The 17,651-nt window shown below is 68.7% G+C and carries 4 protein-coding genes and 1 tRNA gene (1 of these 5 running past the window's edge); 3 read left to right on the forward strand and 2 right to left on the reverse strand.

The window, feature by feature from the left end:
- A protein-coding gene (locus tag ACWESM_RS16280; RefSeq protein WP_452492364.1) for an SDR family NAD(P)-dependent oxidoreductase crosses the window boundary here: on the reverse strand, positions 1-13,725 show its 5' portion. The gene continues 8,001 nt to the left of window position 1, outside the view; only the first 13,725 of its 21,726 coding nucleotides appear in the window; its start codon is at positions 13,723-13,725; its stop codon lies beyond the left edge, outside the window.
- A 178-nt stretch (positions 13,726-13,903) separates the two neighbouring features.
- Positions 13,904-14,254, reverse strand: coding sequence for a winged helix-turn-helix transcriptional regulator (locus ACWESM_RS16285; RefSeq protein WP_355077950.1), 351 nt, complete (start codon positions 14,252-14,254; stop codon positions 13,904-13,906).
- Positions 14,255-14,398: 144 nt separating this feature from the next.
- Between ACWESM_RS16285 and ACWESM_RS16290 the strand changes: the two genes are divergently transcribed.
- The 3 genes from ACWESM_RS16290 to ACWESM_RS16300 all read left to right on the forward strand — a co-directional run bounded on the left by ACWESM_RS16290 (position 14,399) and on the right by ACWESM_RS16300 (position 16,997).
- Positions 14,399-15,268, forward strand: a complete 870-nt coding sequence (locus ACWESM_RS16290) for an NAD(P)-dependent oxidoreductase (protein WP_452492366.1) — start codon at positions 14,399-14,401, stop codon at positions 15,266-15,268.
- 134 nt (positions 15,269-15,402) lie between these two features.
- A tRNA-Leu gene (locus ACWESM_RS16295) sits at positions 15,403-15,487 on the forward strand.
- A gap of 484 nt (positions 15,488-15,971) precedes the next feature.
- Positions 15,972-16,997 (forward strand): tyrosine-type recombinase/integrase, encoded by a 1,026-nt coding sequence (locus ACWESM_RS16300; protein WP_452492368.1) that lies wholly within the window; start codon positions 15,972-15,974, stop codon positions 16,995-16,997.
- Positions 16,998-17,651: the final 654 nt, after the last annotated feature.

Genomic DNA, 17,651 nt, shown 5'->3' on the forward strand with positions numbered 1-17,651 from the left:
GGCGATGGTGGCGACGAACCAGGCGCCCGGCACGACGACAGTCCGATCCACGACATGGTCGGCCAGATATGACGGAGAATCCGGCCCGAGCGTCAGATCGAAATTCGTTGCGGTGCTGCTCGATATCGAATGATCTGCCTGCCGGGCCGCAGCCGCGGCGATCTCTTGCCGCGTCCGAAGACCCGCATAAGGGACGGCATCCACCTCGGCCGACGGAGGCGCGGTCCCGAGGTGCGTCAGAGGATTCGGCTCGGCTGCGATGCCCGATCCCGGGACCGTCTCGTAACCGCGAGTTGGATGGGTCGTGACGCTGCGATCCGATAGCTCGGCATGCAGATGCATCGAAACCTTCGAGTGTCCTGCGCCGGCGGCCTCAGAGTGCGGAAGGACTGCGTCGACCGGACGCGTCGAGTAGCCCACGGCGGGTGTCGGTGCGGTTCCGGGCTCCTCCGAGACGCTGCCCGACCGCGTGGAGATAAGCGTGTGCCCGTCGCCAGCGCTGCTCGGTGCCGCCCCAGCGGCGTAGGACCGGGATTCGACCCAATAGCGTTGCCGCTGGAAAGGATACGTCGGGGCGAACACGCGCCGACGATCGTGCGGACGGTGCACCTGCTCCCAGTCCACCGCCACGCCCCCGACATACAGGCGTCCCAGCGCCGTCATCATCGTCTCGCGATCACCACGGCCGCGACGCAGCGACGCGACGAACCGCGCCGAGTCACCCAGCACGCGCCCGCCGAGCGCGGACAACGTCGGATGCGGCCCGATTTCGAGGAACTCGTCGATCCCCAGCTCGGCCAGCGCACGCAAGCCCTGTGCGAACCGGACCGGCTGACGCGCATGCCGCGCCCAGTACCGCGGGTCGAGTTCGCCCGGGCGCAGCACCGCACCGGTGAGGTTGGAGATCAGCGGAATCACGGGATCGGACATCCTCGCCCGGGACGCCGCCGCGGCGAGGTCGTCGAGAATCGGGTCCATCGCCGCGGAGTGGAAGGCGTGCGAGACGGTGAGATCGGCGGACCGTATACCGTCGGCCGACAACTGCTCGCGCAGCGGATCGAGTGCGGCTCGCGGTCCGGCGACCACCACCTGAGCCGGTCCGTTGTATCCCGCGATCGACACCGCGGGCGCATACCGTGCGACGAGCGGCGAGATCTGCTCGGCGGGGGCGTCGACGGCCACCATCGCGCCTCCGTCCGGCAGGCGCTGCATCAGGCGACCGCGCACGGCCACGAGCCGCAGCGCGTCCTCCACGCTCATCGCCCCGGCGGCGCAGGCCGCGACGTATTCCCCGACGCTGTGCCCGAGCACCGCCGCCGGGGCGATCCCCCACGACCGCCACAGCTCCCACAGCGCCCACTCGACCGCGAACAACACCGGCTGGGTGAACACCGTGCGACGCAACAGCTCCGGACCGTGATCGCCGTAGAGGGCCTCGATCAGTCCGATACCGTCCGCGATCGGCCCCAGCGCCGCGTCACAGTGCCGCAGCGCGTCACGGAAGACCGGTTCGGAGTCGAACAACTCGCGTGCCATGCCCGGGTACTGCGATCCCTGCCCGGTGAACAGCAGCGCCACCTTCGTGCGCGCGGTTCGCTCCACCCGGCCACGGATCGGAATCGGCCCACGCAGCTCTCGTGCCGCGCCGGCGCTGGTGTCGGCGACCACCGCGAGCCGTTCTTCGAAGTGTGTCCGCGCGGTCGCGGCGGTGTAGGCCAGATCGCCGAGTGCCGCCTGCGCCGAGTCGATTCGGTCTGCCCAGAGCCGCGCGCTGTCGGCGAGGGCGGTCTCGTCGCGCGCGGAGAGGACGAGTACCTGCGCGGTCGGCGATTCCGGTCGCGGCGCGGGTACCGGATCACCCTGCGCCAGGATGACGTGCGCATTGGTGCCGCTCATCCCGAAAGAGCTGACGCCGATCGCCGGTTCGTGCCCGGTGCGCGGCCAATCCCGCGCCTCGCGCACCACTTCCAACGGCAGCCCGGCCCAGTCGATCAGCGGGTTCGGAGTGTGGAAGTGCAAGCTCGGCGGGATCCGGCGGTGCTGCAACATGAGCACGGCTTTGATGACGCCCGCGACACCTGCCGCCGCCTCGGTGTGCCCGATATTGGTTTTCACCGACCCGATGAGCAGAGGCTGCGTGCGGCCCGATCCGTACACCTCGGCCAGCGCGGTGGCCTCGATCGGATCGCCGAGCGGGGTGCCGGTGCCGTGGGCCTCGACGTAGTCCACCGTGTCCGGCCGCAGGCCCGCCCGTTCCAGCGCGTCGGTGATGACGCGCTGCTGGGCCGGGCCGTTGGGTGCGGTGAGACCGTTGGACCGTCCATCGTGATTCACCGCGACGCCGCGCACGATCGCCAGCACCCGATCGCCGTTGCGCCGGGCCTGCGACAGCCGGGTCAGCACCAGCACGCCGCAGCCGTCGGCGCGGACGTAGCCGTTGGCGTCGGCGTCGAACGCTCGCGAGCGTCCATCGGGCGACAGCGAGGCCAGGCGGCAGAAACCGATGGTGGTCTCCGGAGCCAGCTGGAGGTTCACCCCGCCCACCAGTGCCAGATCGCAACGGCCCGCTCGCAGCCCGTCTTCCGCCGCTTGCAGCGCCACCAGTGAGGAGGAGCATGCCGTGTCCAGCGTCATCGCCGGGCCTTGCAGCCCGAGAACGTAGGCCAAGCGCCCCGCCGCGACGCTCGGCGCCGAACCGATCACCGAGTAGGCGCCGATCGCGGTCGGATGGTCGGCTCGGGTCGGCGTGGCCGGATATTCGCTGAAGCACAGTCCGACGAACACGCCGGTGCGGCTGCCCGCCAACGCGCCGGGTGCGCGGCCCGAGCGCTCCAGCGCCTCCCACGTGGTTTCGAGCAGCAGGCGTTGCTGCGGGTCCATCGCGCGTGCCTCCGCCGCGCCGATACCGAAGAACGCGGGGTCGAACTCGTCGGCGTCGTCGACGAAACCGCCCCAGCGGGTGTACATCGTGCCCAGAGACGCCGGGTCCGGGTCGTAGTAGGCGTCGATGTCCCAGCGCTGCGGCGGCACCTCGGTGATCGCGTCGCGTCCGTGCCACAGCAGGTCCCAGAAGTCCTCCGGTGTGCGCACCCCGCCGGGGAAACGACAGCTCATGCCGACGATGACGATCGGGTCGTCGTCGGTACGGTCGGTCTCGAAGTCGATGCCCGGCGAAACATCCTGTCTCGCAAGCCGTCCTGGTGGAGTCGCGATCGGGTACCGCGGCGTGGGTGCGACCGGGTTCACCTCGTCAGCGACCGGGGGCACATCAGCCGCGACCAAGGGCGCGTCAGCGGGCACCGGGGACACGTCGGCCGCGACAGCGGACACGTCCGCCGCAGGCAAGAGCACGTCAGCCGCGACCAGAGGCACGTCGGCGACGACCGGGGGCACCTCAGCCCCGGCCAGAGGCAAATCGGCCGCGTACGAGGGCACATCAGCGGCGATCACGTTCGCGCCGCCGGCGGGAGCGGCTGCGCCTCCGCTGGGAGCGGCTGCGCCCTTGCGGTGCAGGAACCGCGCCATCTCACGCACAGTCGGATAGTCGAAGACGAGCCCGGCAGGCAGCGGCATTCCGACCTCGACGGCGAGCGCGGCCCGCAGTTCCATTCCGGTCAGGGAGTCGACGCCCGTGTCGTGCAGTGGCAGATCAGGATCGAGTTCGCCCGCGCGATCGAGTACCCGCATCGCGACGCGCTGGACGAGCGCCTCCCACGGTGCGAGATCGTCGGACGCCGACTGCGTTCGCGGTACCCCGGTGGTCTCCCGTGGAATCGTCGGCGGTACGGCCGGCGCGATCTGCGGCATGCGCTGCGCATACCACCGCTCCGGCACGAATTCGAAGACGCCAGGGGCAGCACTGTCGTGCCGGACGAGGTGCTCCAGCGCCGCGGCCGCGTCGCCCGCGGACAGCGGAGGCAGCCCGCGCCGCACGAGACGTGCGGTGACGTCGGGCCGATCGGCGGCCATGCCCACGTCGGCGAACGGCCCCCATCCGATGCTCAGCGCGGGCAGTCCCTCGGCACGCCGCCGCCAGGCCAGCGCATCCAATGCCGCGTTGGCCGCGGCGTAATTCGCCTGGCCAGGGGTGCCGAGTACACCCGCAACGGAGGAGTAGGTGATGAAGAGTTCGATCGGTTGATCGCGGGAGAGCTCATCGAGGTGGCGCGCCGCATGGTATTTGGGTCCGAGCACGGTCTCGAACCGCGACCAGGTCTGCTCGCTGATCACGCCGTCGTCGAGCACTCCCGCGCAGTGGACCACGCCGCGCAGTGGCGGGAATCCGGATTCCGAAATGCTTTGCAGCAGTTCCGCGACGGCCGCGCGGTCGCCGACATCCGCCTGCCGCGCCGTCACTCGAGCGCCGGTGCCGCGCAGCGATTCCAGCAGCCGTTCCCCTGCGGGATCCGGCGCGCGTCTGCCTACCAGCACCAAATGCCGTGCTCCGCGGTCGGCCAGCCAGTGCGCGGCCTCGGCGCCGAGGCCGCCGAACCCTCCCGTCACAAGATAGGTGCCATCGGGCAACCGGTCGCCGCCCGCGGCGACCGGGACGTCTTTGCCGAGCAGGACGACGCGACCGGGATGATCTCGTTGCGACATGGCGCGGAACGCCTCGGCGGCACGATCGATGCCGTAGGCAGCGTGCGGCAGCGTGGTCAAAGCGCGCTGCTCGAACAGTGCCAGCACACTGCGCAAGGCAGCGCCCAGTCGCCGCGGGTCGACAGCGACCGGATCGAAGGTCCGGTGGTCGACATCCGCATGCCGATGCACCGTTCCGGTCTGCACCGGGTCGACGATCTCGACGAATCGGCCTCCCGCATGCAGTACTTCGGATGCGTGTGCGGCGAAGCCGTCCCCCGAGGTGTGCACGACGACGTCCAGTCCGTGCCCGGCGGTCGCCGCCCGAACCCGTTCGCCCAACTCGTGGCTGCGCCAGGTATGGATCTGTGTGACCGGCAGACCCGTGTTCCGCGCCCAGCGACACAGCGCGGCGGTCGCGCACACCTGCGCTCCGGCGTGCACGGCGAGCTGCACCGCGGCCATGCCGATGCCATCGGCGGGGCCGTGGACGAGCACCCGGTCCCCGGCGCGCAGACCGCCGAGGTCGAACAGCGCGTGCCAGGCGGTGGTGAAGGCGTAGGGCACGGTCGCGCCGTCGGCGAAGGGCAGGTCGTCCGGCAGCCGGGCCACCATGGCCTGGTCCACCGTCACGTGGCGGGCGAAACTGTCGGCCGCCAAGGCGACGACGCGGTCACCGACCGCGAATTGCTCGACCCCGGCACCAATCGCGGTGATCCGGCCCGCGCACTCGGAACCCAGCGGTCCCGCCCCATCCGGATGGATGCCCGAGGCCACCCAGAGGTCGTGGGCGTTGAGGCCGGTGGCGGCGACGACGATTTCGACTTCCCCTGCTGCCGGTGCGCGTCGGATACCGGGCTCCAACCGCATCCGTTCGAACTCGCCGGAACGGTGCGCGACCAACCGGTAGTCGGTGGACGCGAGGCCTTCGGCGACGCGCGCGGTCAGCCAACGGCCGTCGCGGAGGGCGAATTCGCCTGCGGCGCGGCCGCTGAGCAAACCATCGACGATCGGGGCGCTGTCCACGATGGTTTCCGCGGGCAGGTCCAGCAATCGGCATCCGAACTCGGGGTGCTCGGTGGCCAGCGTGCGTCCGAAACCCCACAGCAAAGCTTGATCAGGGTCCGGCAGGTCGGCCGGGGTGACGCGCTGAGCGTTCACGGTCAGCAACCAGAGCGCGGCGGGCCGGTGTGCTGCCGAGTCCAGAGCGCGCGTCAACCGCAGGGCGGCTTCGATGCGAACCTGGGCAGGAGCCGCCGTCCACGCGAAGGCTATGCCTTGAAACGAATTCGCGGCCTCGGAAGACAGGATCTCGTCGGCTGCGTGCCCGTCCTCGGGGCGAATCATCACGATTTCAGCGCCCCGCGCGCTCAATCCGGCGGCGACAGCGTCCCCGACCGCTCCGTCACCGAAGATCAGCCATCGACCCGCAGGTTCCTCGCGCACGCCACCCTCGACAGGAGCCCATTCCACGTGATGCAGCAGACGTGCGAGTCTTGTCGAGTCCGACTCCGCGGCAAACGATTCCGGCAAGGTATCGAACTTCGCGGCCAGCAGGCTCACACCCTGAACGCTGGCGAGCGGCCGGCCGGACTCCGAGTACAGGGTGGCGTCACCGACGATGATCCGCCTCCCTCGTTCGGTCACCCGCACCCGGCACCGTACGGTCGCATCCCCCGCCGTCGGGTTGCCGAAGAATCGGACACGATCGATCTCCGACGGCAAGAACAACTCCTCGCCCCCGGTAGCCGTCACCACGATGCTGTGCAGACAGGCATCGAGCAGGATCGGATCGAGCGCCGTGCCGTCACCGGCCAACCGGAACGCCGTCTCGGCCTCGGTGGCGCTGATCCGCCGGAACTCCAGGGCGCAGCGGTAGTCAGGACCCAGGTCCAGGCCCAGCCGGGCGAGAGCGTCGTAGTAGGCGGTCCAGATGCGCGCATCGGAATGAGCGGAGTCTGCCGCATACGGTTTCACCGGCTCAGGCTGCGCCGCAGTGAGTGTCGCTTGCGCATAACCGGCTCGGGCGTCGTCGGAGCCGAGGAAGCGCACATCATGGCCGTCCGGGCCGGGTTCGACCACGACCCGCACCACTGCTTCGGCGGTGACCTCCAACGGCGTGATCAGCCGCAGCTTCCTGACTTCCCATGCCCCGGGCAGTCGAGTGGCGATCTCGTTCAGCTGAACGCTCAGCCACGCCGCGGGCACTGTCGGCAGACCACGCAGCCGATGTCCTGCGAACATCTCCGGGGTGAGCCGCAGGGCGCGTGACGAACTCGAGTCGTCCCGGCGCGGCGTCAGCTCGAGCCAATGCCGTTTGCGCTGGAACGGGTAGGTCGGTACATCGACATGTCGCCAATGACGACCGGAATAGACGGCACCCCAATCGATCTCGGCGCCATCGACATACCGTCGAGCCAGTTCGAGCGACCCGCTCGACACTTCAGCGACGGACCCGCTCACTGTGACCCCGGAGGCGACGTTCTCGAGCGCGGCACGCAGCTGCGCGGCAGTGTCGAAACCGATCGCCACGCGCTCACCGAAGTGTGTTCGGCCCAGCGCGGCGCGCGCACACAGATCCACCAATGCGATCTCAGGGTGGGCGACGAGCAGATCCCGGTAGCGAGCCGCCAGTTCGCGCAGGGCATCGGTGCTTTTCGCCGACAGGACCAGCAAATGAGGCCCGGCGTCCTTTGGGGCATCGGTCTCCGAGACCTGTGGCGGTTCTTCGATCACCACGTGCGCGTTCGTCCCGCTGATCCCGAAGGCGCTCACCCCCGCCCGCCGTGGCCGTTGAGAACGCCGCCACGGTCGCTCTTCGGCGACCACCCGGATAGCGACCGAATCCCAGTCGATATGCGGATTGCCCGAACGGAAATGCAGCGAGGCGGGAATGCGCTCGTGGCGCATCGACTCGATCACCTTGATGATGTTCGCGATGCCCGCCGCCGCCTGGGTGTGCCCGAGATTCGACTTCACCGACCCGATCCACAGCGGCGTGGTTTCCGTGCGACCCTCCCCTAGGGCTGCGGCCAGGGCGTTCACTTCGATCGGATCACCGAGTGCCGTGCCGGTGCCGTGTGTCTCGACGTAATCGATGTCCCCCGCCTCGACGGCCGCGTCCGCCAGCGCCGCGCGGATGACCCGTTCCTGCGCCGGACCGTTGGGTGCGCTCAATCCCTGGCTGCGGCCGTCGGAATTGACCGCGGAGCCGCGCACCAGCCCCAGCACCCGATCGCCGTCCCGCCGCGCGTCCGCCAGCCGCTTGAGCACCAGCATTCCCGCGCCGTCACTCCAGACGACGCCGTCGGCGCGTGCGTCGAAGCTCTTGCACCGGCCATCGGCGGCCAGGCCGCGCGCCCGCGCGAAGTAGATGTCGAGCGAAGGCGTCAGCACCACGGTGGCGCCGCCTGCCAGCGCCAGATCGCATTCGCCGCTGCGCAGACTGCGCACCGCGGTGTGGACGGTCACCAGCGACGAGGAGCACGCGGTATCGATGGTGAGGCTCGGCCCCTGCGCGCCGAGGAAATACGACAGCCGGCCGGAGGCGACGCTGGAGAGGTTTCCGGTGCCGAACCAGGCATCGGGCGCGAGGTCGGCCCGCGCCATCCGTTCGGCATAGTCGTTGGACATCACACCGACGAAGACGCCGGTCCGGCTGCCCTCCAGACGGCTCGCCGGATAACCGGCGTGTTCGAGCGCCTCCCACGCCGTTTCGAGCAGCAGCCGCTGCTGCGGGTCCAGCATCCGCGCCTCGCCGACGGAGATGTCGAAGAATCCGGCATCGAAATCCTCGACACCGTCGACGAAACCGCCCCAGCGGGTGTAAGTCTTGCCGTCGGCATCCGGGTCCGGATCGAAGACGGCGTCCACGTCCCAGCGGTGCGCGGGTACCTCGGTCACCGCGTCGGTTTCGGTGGTCAGCAGGCGCCACAGATCGGCGGGCCCGCGCACGCCGCCGGGATAACGGCAGCCGACGCCGACGATCGCAATCGCGTCGGCGTAATCGTCCGGGGCAGGCTCGGCTTCGCGCGCTGTGAGCTGAGACACGTTCGGTGTACTAGGTGTAACCGGAAGTTTCGTTGGGTATTCCGGGGCTGTGAGCTGCTCGGAGATGCGCGTGGTCGGTCGCTGTTCGGCCTGCTGCCCTGCCGTGCGGCCGGGGGCGGACGTGGCGCCGAGCCGGGCGATCTCCTCCGAGACCGCGGCGACCGTCGGATGATCGAACAGCAGCGTCGCCGGAAGTCGCATCCCCAGATCCGCGGACAGCGCGTTGCGCAGCTCGACCGCCATCATCGAATCGAGCCCGAGTTCTCGCAGCGGCGTGCGGTCGGAAACCGCTGTCGTGCGGCCGAGTGCCGTCATGGCGTGGGTGCGCACCAGTTCCCGCAGTTCCGCCGGATCGCGCGAATCCTGGGATTCGACCGCGGCGATCGGTTCCGGCTCCGCCGAAACCTCTGTGGCGGCGGGAAAGACCGACACGACTCCCTCCGCCGGCAGCAGCCAACGCAGTGCTCGGACACCGTCTTCGGCGGCCAGTTCGCCGACACCGTGGCGTGCCCACGCGCGGCGGGCGGCGTCGCTCAGACCTTCGGCCATGCCGATGCTCGCCCACGGCCCCCACGCGATGCTCAGGGCAGGCAGTCCTCGAGCCAGCCGCAGGCGGGCGAGGGCATCGAGATACGCGTTCGCCGCGGCGTAATTGCCCTGCCCGGCTGTGCCCACCACGGCGCTGACCGAGGAGAACAGCACGAACAGATCGAGCGGCTGTCCCGCGGTCAGCTCGTGCAGGTGCCACGCGCCCGCGACCTTTCCCGCGAACGCCCGGTCGATGTGCCCGGCGGTCTGCTCGAACAACAGGGCGTCGTCCAGAACTCCCGCACAGTGCACGACCCCGGCCAGCCTCGGCAACTCCACGCCGAAGCGGCTGATCAGGCGGGACAACGCATTCCGGTCTTCGACATCGACCACCGCGGTCTCGACTCGCGCCCCCGAAGCCGCGATCCGCGCCATCTCCCGCTCGTCTCGCGAGGTCGGGCCGCTGCGCCCGGCCAGCACGATCGTGCCCGCGCCGGCCTCGGCCAGCGTCCGCGCGGCAGTCAACCCCAGCGCGCCACGTCCGCCGGTGATCAGATACGCACCGCCACGCTTCACCTCGGGCGCCCCGCCCGGTTCGTCGGAAGGCTGCATCCGCATCGTGTAACGGTGACGCCCGCGCAGCGCGATCGCGGAATCCGTGGCGCCGGAGCGAATCTCGTCCACCATGCGGTGGTCGTCGCAGCGCGCGTCCGCGGGCAGGTCGATCAGGCGGCACCGCAACTCGGGCAGTTCGGTGCGCGTCACCGGACCCAATCCCCACAGGGTCGCGGCGGCCGGACGCACGGGTTCCCCGGCGAGCGCTCCGGTCGCCCCCATTGTCACCAGGTACAACGGTGCGTCGGAAACCAGCCGAGCCATCCGTTGCACCACCGCGAGCGCGAATCGCGTTTCCACCCGCGCCGATTCGGCGCTGTCGTCCGCTTCGGCATCGGCGAGGTAGATCACCGCACGGTCGTCGCCGGGCCACACGTCCGGATCGGTCGTACGCTCCACGGATACCGCATCGGTACCCGCGGCGCGCAGCGCGGCGGCGAGCCGGTCCGCCTGCTGCCGGACGCCGACCACCAACGCGGCGGCGGGCGCCCGTCCGCTCGGCGACGCCACGACGCGCTCCCAGGTCGGACGGTAGGTGAAGCCGGACATGCTATCCCGATCCTGCGGCTGCCCGGCAGTGCCGGACTCGGCGAACCATACGTCTTCGATATCGCAGACCACCGCGCCGGCGGTATCGAAGACCGTCAGACGAACGGTGCGGCCGGTGCGCTCGGCCAGCGCCCACGCCGTTGCCCCCGCATCCTGGCCGGACAGACGCAGACCGCCGATACCCACCGGCAGACGCGCCGCGTCGCCATCTGCGGACACCAACGCAAGACCGGTCTGGATCGCGGCGTCGAGCAGACACGGCAGCCAGGCGTCCGGTTCGTCGGCGAGTTCCGCCGGGCGCGTCAGTTCGGCGAGCACGCGGCCCTCGCCGGACCACAATCGCGTGATCCAGCGGAATCGCGGGCCGAAAGTCAATCCGGCATCGGCACACCGGCGGTAGAAAGCCGCGACATTCTCTTCGGTGGACAGCGCGAGCCGAGCCGCGGACAGTTCGTCGGAATCGCGGGGTCGATTCGTGGCGGCTCGAACTGTCGCGGACACCGCGGTGACCGCGCCCTCGTCGACGTGGAACCGCACCTCGGCGCGATCGCCCGCATCGGAGACCAGCGGCTCGGACAACTCCTCCAGCGGCACCGGTCGCGCGGCGACGAAGTCGATCAGCTCGTGGCCTGCGCCTCCGGCCGCACGCAATGCGCGCAACGCGAGCTCCGCCGCGGGCACCACCGCACGGTCGCGGAAGCGATGCTCGGCGAGATATCCCGTGCTCGGCGACGCGCTCTCGATCGGCACAAAGACCCGCTCTCGTTCGAAGGGGTAGATGGGCAGGCCGTTGCGCCTGCGCGCGTCCAGCGGAACCACTGCGCTCCAGTCGATTTCAACGCCCAGGCGATACAGCTCGCCGAGCCCGGTCAACAGCACCTCGTCGTCGGTGGACGTCCGGCGCATGCTCGGCACCCACACAGCGGCGGGGTCGGTGTGCCGCCCGAATTCCGACAGCACCGGATGCGGTCCCACCTCGAGGTAGACATCCACGCCCGACTCGGCGGCCGAGCGCACACCCTCGGCGAAACGGACGGTGCCACGGGCATGCGCGCGCCAGTACGCCGCATCCATGAGGCCCTCGATCCGCGTGCCGGTCACGTTCGACACCAGCGGAATCGTCGCCGCGCGCGGGACGGGAACCAACTCGGCGACCCTGGCTTCGAAGTCGTCGAGCATCGGATCCAGCAGGGGCGAGTGGAACGCCGCCGTCCCGGGCAGCCGCACGGCACGGATCGACCGTTCCTCGGCAGCCCGCACAACCCGCTGCACCCCGTCCACCGATCCCGACACAACGAATTGCCCGGGGCTGTTGACCGCCGCGACCGACACACTCGCCGAGAGCTCGTCCAACAGTGTTTCGAACTCCACGGGCGCGGCGAAGACCGCCGCCATCGCCCCTTGCTGCGCCACTGCCTGCATCAACCGGCCCCGTTCGGCAGCCAGACGCAAGCCGGTGGCGAGATCGAACACGCCCGCGACGGTCGCCGCGACCAGTTCACCGAGGCTGTGCCCCAACACGACATCGGGGCGAACGCCGAACGCCGACCACAGCTCGGCGCAGGCCCATTCGAGCGCGAACAAGGCCGGTTGCGCGTACTCGGTACGGGCCAGCACATCGTCGTCCGCCTCGAACAGCACCGACCGCAGACGCAGGCCGTCGCGAAGCGGTCCCAACAACTCGTCGCACCGGTCGAGCGCCGCGCGGAAAGCCGGGTACCTGCGGTCGAGCGCCGCGCCCATCCCGGCGTACTGTGCGCCCTGCCCGGTGAACAGCATCGCGACCCGCGGCTTGCCCGGATCCGGATCGATGGACCGATCTGACGGTGCCGCGAGATCGCGCGCCGCTTCTTCGGCTGTCCTGGCCACGACCGCTCGCCGGTACGCGAAATGCGTGCGTCCCAGCGCCGCGGTGGCGGCGACGTCGGCGAGCGGCATCTCCTGCCGGTCCAACTGCTCCGCATAGCGGTGGGCCAGCGCATGGAGGGCCGACCTGGTGCGCGCCGAAATGACCAACAGCGCAGGCTCATTCGGATCGGCACGCGCCAGGGGCTCGGGCGGCTGCTCCAGCACCACATGTGCGTTGGTGCCCGCGAATCCGAACGAACTCACCCCTGCCAATCGCGGCTGCCGCGTCTGCGGCCAGGCGACGTCATCGGTCGGCACCGCCAGCGCCGTGCCGTCGAGCCTGATCTTCGGATTCATTGTGGCGAAATCGTGCTGACGTGGAATTCGTTCGTGCTGCATCTGCAGCACCACCTTGATCAGCCCGGCGACGCCCGCGGCCGCCTCGAGGTGCCCGATCTGCGACTTCACCGAACCGAGCAGGCACACCGACCCATCCGCACGTGGCACGCCGACCACCTGCGATAACGCCTCGATCTCGATCGGATCGCCCAGCGGCGTGCCCGTGCCGTGCGTCTCGACGTAGCCGATCCGATCGGCGGCGCACCCGGCGTCGGTCAACGCGTCGCGCAGCAACTCGCGTTGTGCCGTCGGATTCGGTGCGGTCAGCCCCATGGAACGACCGTCGTGGTTCACGCTCGAGCCTCGGACGAGCGCCCTGATCTCGTCACCATCGGCGAGCGCTCGCGAAAGCGTTTTGAGCACAACGACACCCGCGCCCTCGCCACGCACATACCCGTTCGCGCGCGCGTCGAAGGGGCGACAGCGCCCATCCGGAGAGAGCGCGCCCATGCGGGCCAGCGCCTCCGAAGTCAGCTCGGATTGCAGCAGATTCACTCCGCCCGCCAACGCGACGTCGCACTCCCCAGCCCGCAGACTGCGACACGCCTGATGCACCGCCACCAGCGACGACGAGCACGCGGTGTCGATCGCCACTGCGGGACCACGCAATCCGAGCACGTAGGACACCCGCCCCGCCACGATGCTCGACATCGTCCCGGTGAGCGTGTGCGCGTCCACCGAACTCACCCAGTCCGGTGTGATCGTGCGCTGGTATTCCTGCCAGCTGACACCGAGGAACACCCCCGTGCGGGCCGCAGCCGGACCACCCGGCGCCAGTGCGGCGTCTTCCATTGCCGCCCAAGCCACTTCGAGTGCCAGCCGCTGTTGCGGATCCATCGACGCCGCTTCGCGCGGCGCGATCCCGAAGAACTCCGCGTCCATCGCATCGATCGGACCCGCGAGCAGCCCGGCTCGCCGCCGCGCCCGTCGAGGCGCCGAATCCGTTACCACCCAACGGTTCTCCGGCGCCTCGACGATCGCGTCGCGGCCCGAGGACAGCAGTTCCCAGTACTGCTGCGGGGATTCCGCGCCGCCGGGAAAGCGACAGCCGATTCCCACGATGGCGATCGGCTCGCGCTGCGGCCGCGCCTCCAACTCCTGAATCCGGCGGAGCGCCCGCGTCAGCAAGACCCGTAGGCCGTACCCATCATCCGACATCTGCGAAGCCACCCACATCTTGCAAAAGTTGTGACGTGGAACATACGACGCGCCCGGTTAGGCGTCAATTACCTTCGGTGTGCACAAAATTAACTCAAGTTACCAACTAGTAGCTTGATCTTCCGCTGAACCATGTTGCCCAAGTGAAACATTCACTTTTGAAGGATTCACTTCCGAGCTACTCATGCACCCGCCGCGCGCCGATCCGATCGATCCGCTCCCGCCCCCACGCGCCCAGCGGCTCCAGCGCGGCGTTCAGCGCGACACCGATCTCGGTCAACCGGTACTCCACCCGCGGCGGCACTTCCCGATAGACGGTCCTGTCGACGATGCCGTCCTCCTCCAGCTCCCGCAGCTGCTGGATGAGCATCTTCTCCGAGACGCCGGGCAGCCCCTTGCGGAGCTCGCCGAAGCGCCGAACCCGGTGGTTGTCCAACTCCCAGAGAATCAGCGCCTTCCACTTGCCGCCGACGACATCCATCGCCGCGTCGATCCCACAGAAGTACGGCCCCGACCGCTTCGAGCCCATCGTTCACCTTCTCCACCTGTTCACAAACCATTCGGTAAGTACCCCACAAAATAGTAGGTACTTGCCCGCCCGCCGGTTGTCGAGCACTCTTGATTTCAGCGCGCTGACCAGGATTTTCTCGACCTCAAAGGAGCTGAACCCGCAATGGCGGAGACCACGAAGACCCCGGTGACCATCCTGGGACTCGGCGCGATGGGGCAGGCGCTCGCCGCGACCTTCCTGAAGGCGGGGCTGCCGACCACCGTGTGGAACCGCACCCCCGGCAAGGACGCCGACCTCCGCGCCGCCGGAGCCACGAGCGTCGCCACCATCGCCGAGGCGATCGACACCGACGGCCCGATCATCGCCGTACTGCTCGACCACGCTTCGGTGCACGCCACCCTCGACCCGGTAGCCCACCGACTGGCCGGACGGCAACTGATCAACCTCACCAGCACCGCCCCCAACGAGGCCCGCGAACTCGCCGCCTGGGCGGCCCGCCACGACTGCGACTACCTCGACGGCGGCATCATGGCGATACCACCCATGATCGGACAGCCGGGCGCGTCCATCCTCTACAGCGGCTCACAGACGGTCTTCGACGCACACCGCGAATCCCTCGAATTACTCGCTGCCGCAGAACACTTGGGCGACGACGCAGGCCTCGCCTCGACCTACGACTTCGCCCTGCTGGCGGCCATGTACGCCATGTTCGGCGGCTTCCTGCACGGCGCGGCCATGATGCGGTCGGTCGGCGTCCCCGCCGCCGAATTCGGCCGGCGAGCCGCCGCATGGCTCAACGCGATGACCCAATCCTTGCCGCACCAAGGCGCCGTCATCGACACCGCCACCTACACCGACCCCATCCAGTCCATCGCCTTCCACAAAGCCGCACTCGACGCGATCAACCGCGCCAGCCGCGACGCCCACGTCACCCTCGACTTCGTCGCCCCCTTGAAAACCCTCCTCGACCGCCAGGTAGCCGACGGCCGAGGAGCCCTCGGATTCGAACGCACCTTCGAAGAACTTCTCTGAGTCCCCCGCGTGGGCCGCACTCCTTCCACCGGTGCGGCCCACACGCCCTTCGCCCGCAAACGCTCAAGAATCCGCAGGTCAAGCCGCGATTTGGTCCACACGGAGATGATCCGATAATCTTGCTGGGCACACCGGTCCGGGTGGCGGAATGGCAGACGCGCTAGCTTGAGGTGCTAGTGCCCTTTATCGGGCGTGGGGGTTCAAGTCCCCCTCCGGACATTCAATGACACGGTTCTGTGGCAGATTTGCCACAGAACCGTGTTTTTTTCGGCCTTTAACCGGGGTCCGGACCCGTTTCCGCGGGCAAGATTGCCGCGCGGTGGTGTCATTGAACGGCTCGGACACGGCCCCGGTGTCGCTGTGGCTGACACGAAAGATCCGCCGCCGTGGCTGCGCGCGGGCCTGTATCCGTTCCCCGTGACAGAGCATGTCCGACCGGATCACATCCTGCCCGATGACCTGGGTAAAAGTCGCCACGGTGGATCTACCTTGAAGATCTTGACCGTGCTGTGGCGAACATCCGGTGATGGACACCTGACAGTGGTGATGGTCACCGCGAGCCGTGAAGCATTCCCGGTTCGAGCGGGCCGGTCGACCATCCTGGTCCAGTGCAGTCGGCGCTGGTGCCGTCCCCGATCGTCTTCCAGCCAATCAGCCCTGCCGTTCGCAGGCACCGTCACTTCACCTCGTGTTGAGGAGCACCGTGAGTTTCGACGAAGTCCCCATCACACCACCCCCGCTCCCCCATCAGCCACCGGTGCTCGACCGCAGCGCCCGCGATGCCGGCCGCTCACCGGCTGGTTCTCCCCGGCTCGATGAGTACATCGCCCGAGTGCGTAGGAAGGTCCCGCCGAAGACGCTGAGGTGTTACGACTCGGCATGGCGTGCGATCAGTCAGGTATGGGGCGACCGAGTGTTGAGCGAGCCGACCACCAGGGAGATAGAAGAACTGATGGATGCGCATCAAATCCGTTCCCGTGGTCGCGCCAACTCCCGGGGCGGAGAGTCCGCCGCGGAGAATCTGCTGTCGGCGTTACGGCACATCTACAAGCACGCCGAACGTGACAGGCTCATCGATCCCTCCAGCAATCCCGCGGCGGCAGCAAGGCTTCCAGGCCGACGCGCTGGCAAAGGCGATGTTCTGACCAGCGAGCAGCTGCGGGAAGTTCATCGTGTTGCTTCCTCGACCGGTGATGACCCCGAGCTGGACGAACTGATCGTCATGCTGCACATCCAAACCGCGAGCGACCGGCAAGCTGTCATCGATCTGGCGCTTCACGACCTCGACCGCGACAACTGCCTGGTGCGGCTACGGACGCGGGGTGGTGGGTTTCACTGGCATCCGGTCTCGCCCCGTCTGATGGCCGCCCTGGGAAGGCATGCCGAACGTCGCGGAGGTAGAGAGGTCACGCCTCGTGTGCTGCGCAAACGCAACGGGCGCCCGATCAGCTACAGGCGCTACGACGGGCTGTGGAAACGCGTCCGCGAGAACCTGCCATGGGCAAAGGAATTGGAGATCACCACCTATTCGATCACGGAGACCGTGCGTGCCCATGTCCGCCAGTTGTTCGGGGAGACGGTCGAGCGGGTCTATGCCGGGCAGCACCACGACGACACCGCTGTACTGACCCACCTGCGTGGCGATGTCATCGAAGCACTCATGACGATCACCGGCGAACCCCACCCACTTGCCAGGAGCAAACGGTCCCAGGGCTCACCCGGTCGGTGAACGAAGCGTTGATGGGAAGAAGTCCGCGAACAAAAGTCCTCTCGGTGCCGGAGCGGCGGGTGTGCAGGGACACGTGGGGGGAGCGTAGGCCGGTGACGACGAGCACCCACAGCGGGATGTCGTCGAGGTCGGTGGGGTTCTGGTCGTTGCGGGTGTATCCGATGGGTCCGATGCGGTCGAGGACTTCTTGCTGGCTGGCGACGAGTCCGCGTCGTTTGAGCCGCTGCGCCATTTCGCGTTCGGTGGCGCCGGTCGCGGTGACCAGCTCATCTCGGCGACGCCGCGGCGCGTCCGCGTAACCGCCTCGCGCTCACCGGCAGTGAGCAGCTCGACTTGTTCGGCGACTTCGACGGATAGGACACGATGCCCACCATCACGGGCTATGGCTCGTAGCGTGACCCGGAATCGGACGTCGCGTGGTTCTGAACCCGGCACAGCCCTTTCGTCGCTATGGCCGGCTCAACTGCACAGTTCTGTGGAACACCGTCTACACCAACCAGCCAAGGGCTTGATCGGCCTCCGCCGGAGCCCGAATTGCCGGTCCGGGGTTCGTGTGCCGGTATTCGGGCTATGTCTGTAGAGCCTGTTGCAGCTGTCAGCCAGTGGGCCCGAAGTTGCGCAGGTGACCTGATGAGGTTTTCCAGGAGGGTTCAT

It is taken from the genome of Nocardia sp. NPDC003999 (assembly GCF_053604885.1).

Bases quoted from the DNA above. Each gene is read 5' to 3' on its own strand.
- ACWESM_RS16285 (WP_355077950.1), bottom strand. From the start codon at position 14,254: ATGGGCTCGAAGCGGTCGGGGCCGTACTTCTGTGGGATCGACGCGGCG.
- ACWESM_RS16290 (WP_452492366.1), top strand. From the start codon at position 14,399: ATGGCGGAGACCACGAAGACCCCGGTGACCATCCTGGGACTCGGCGCG.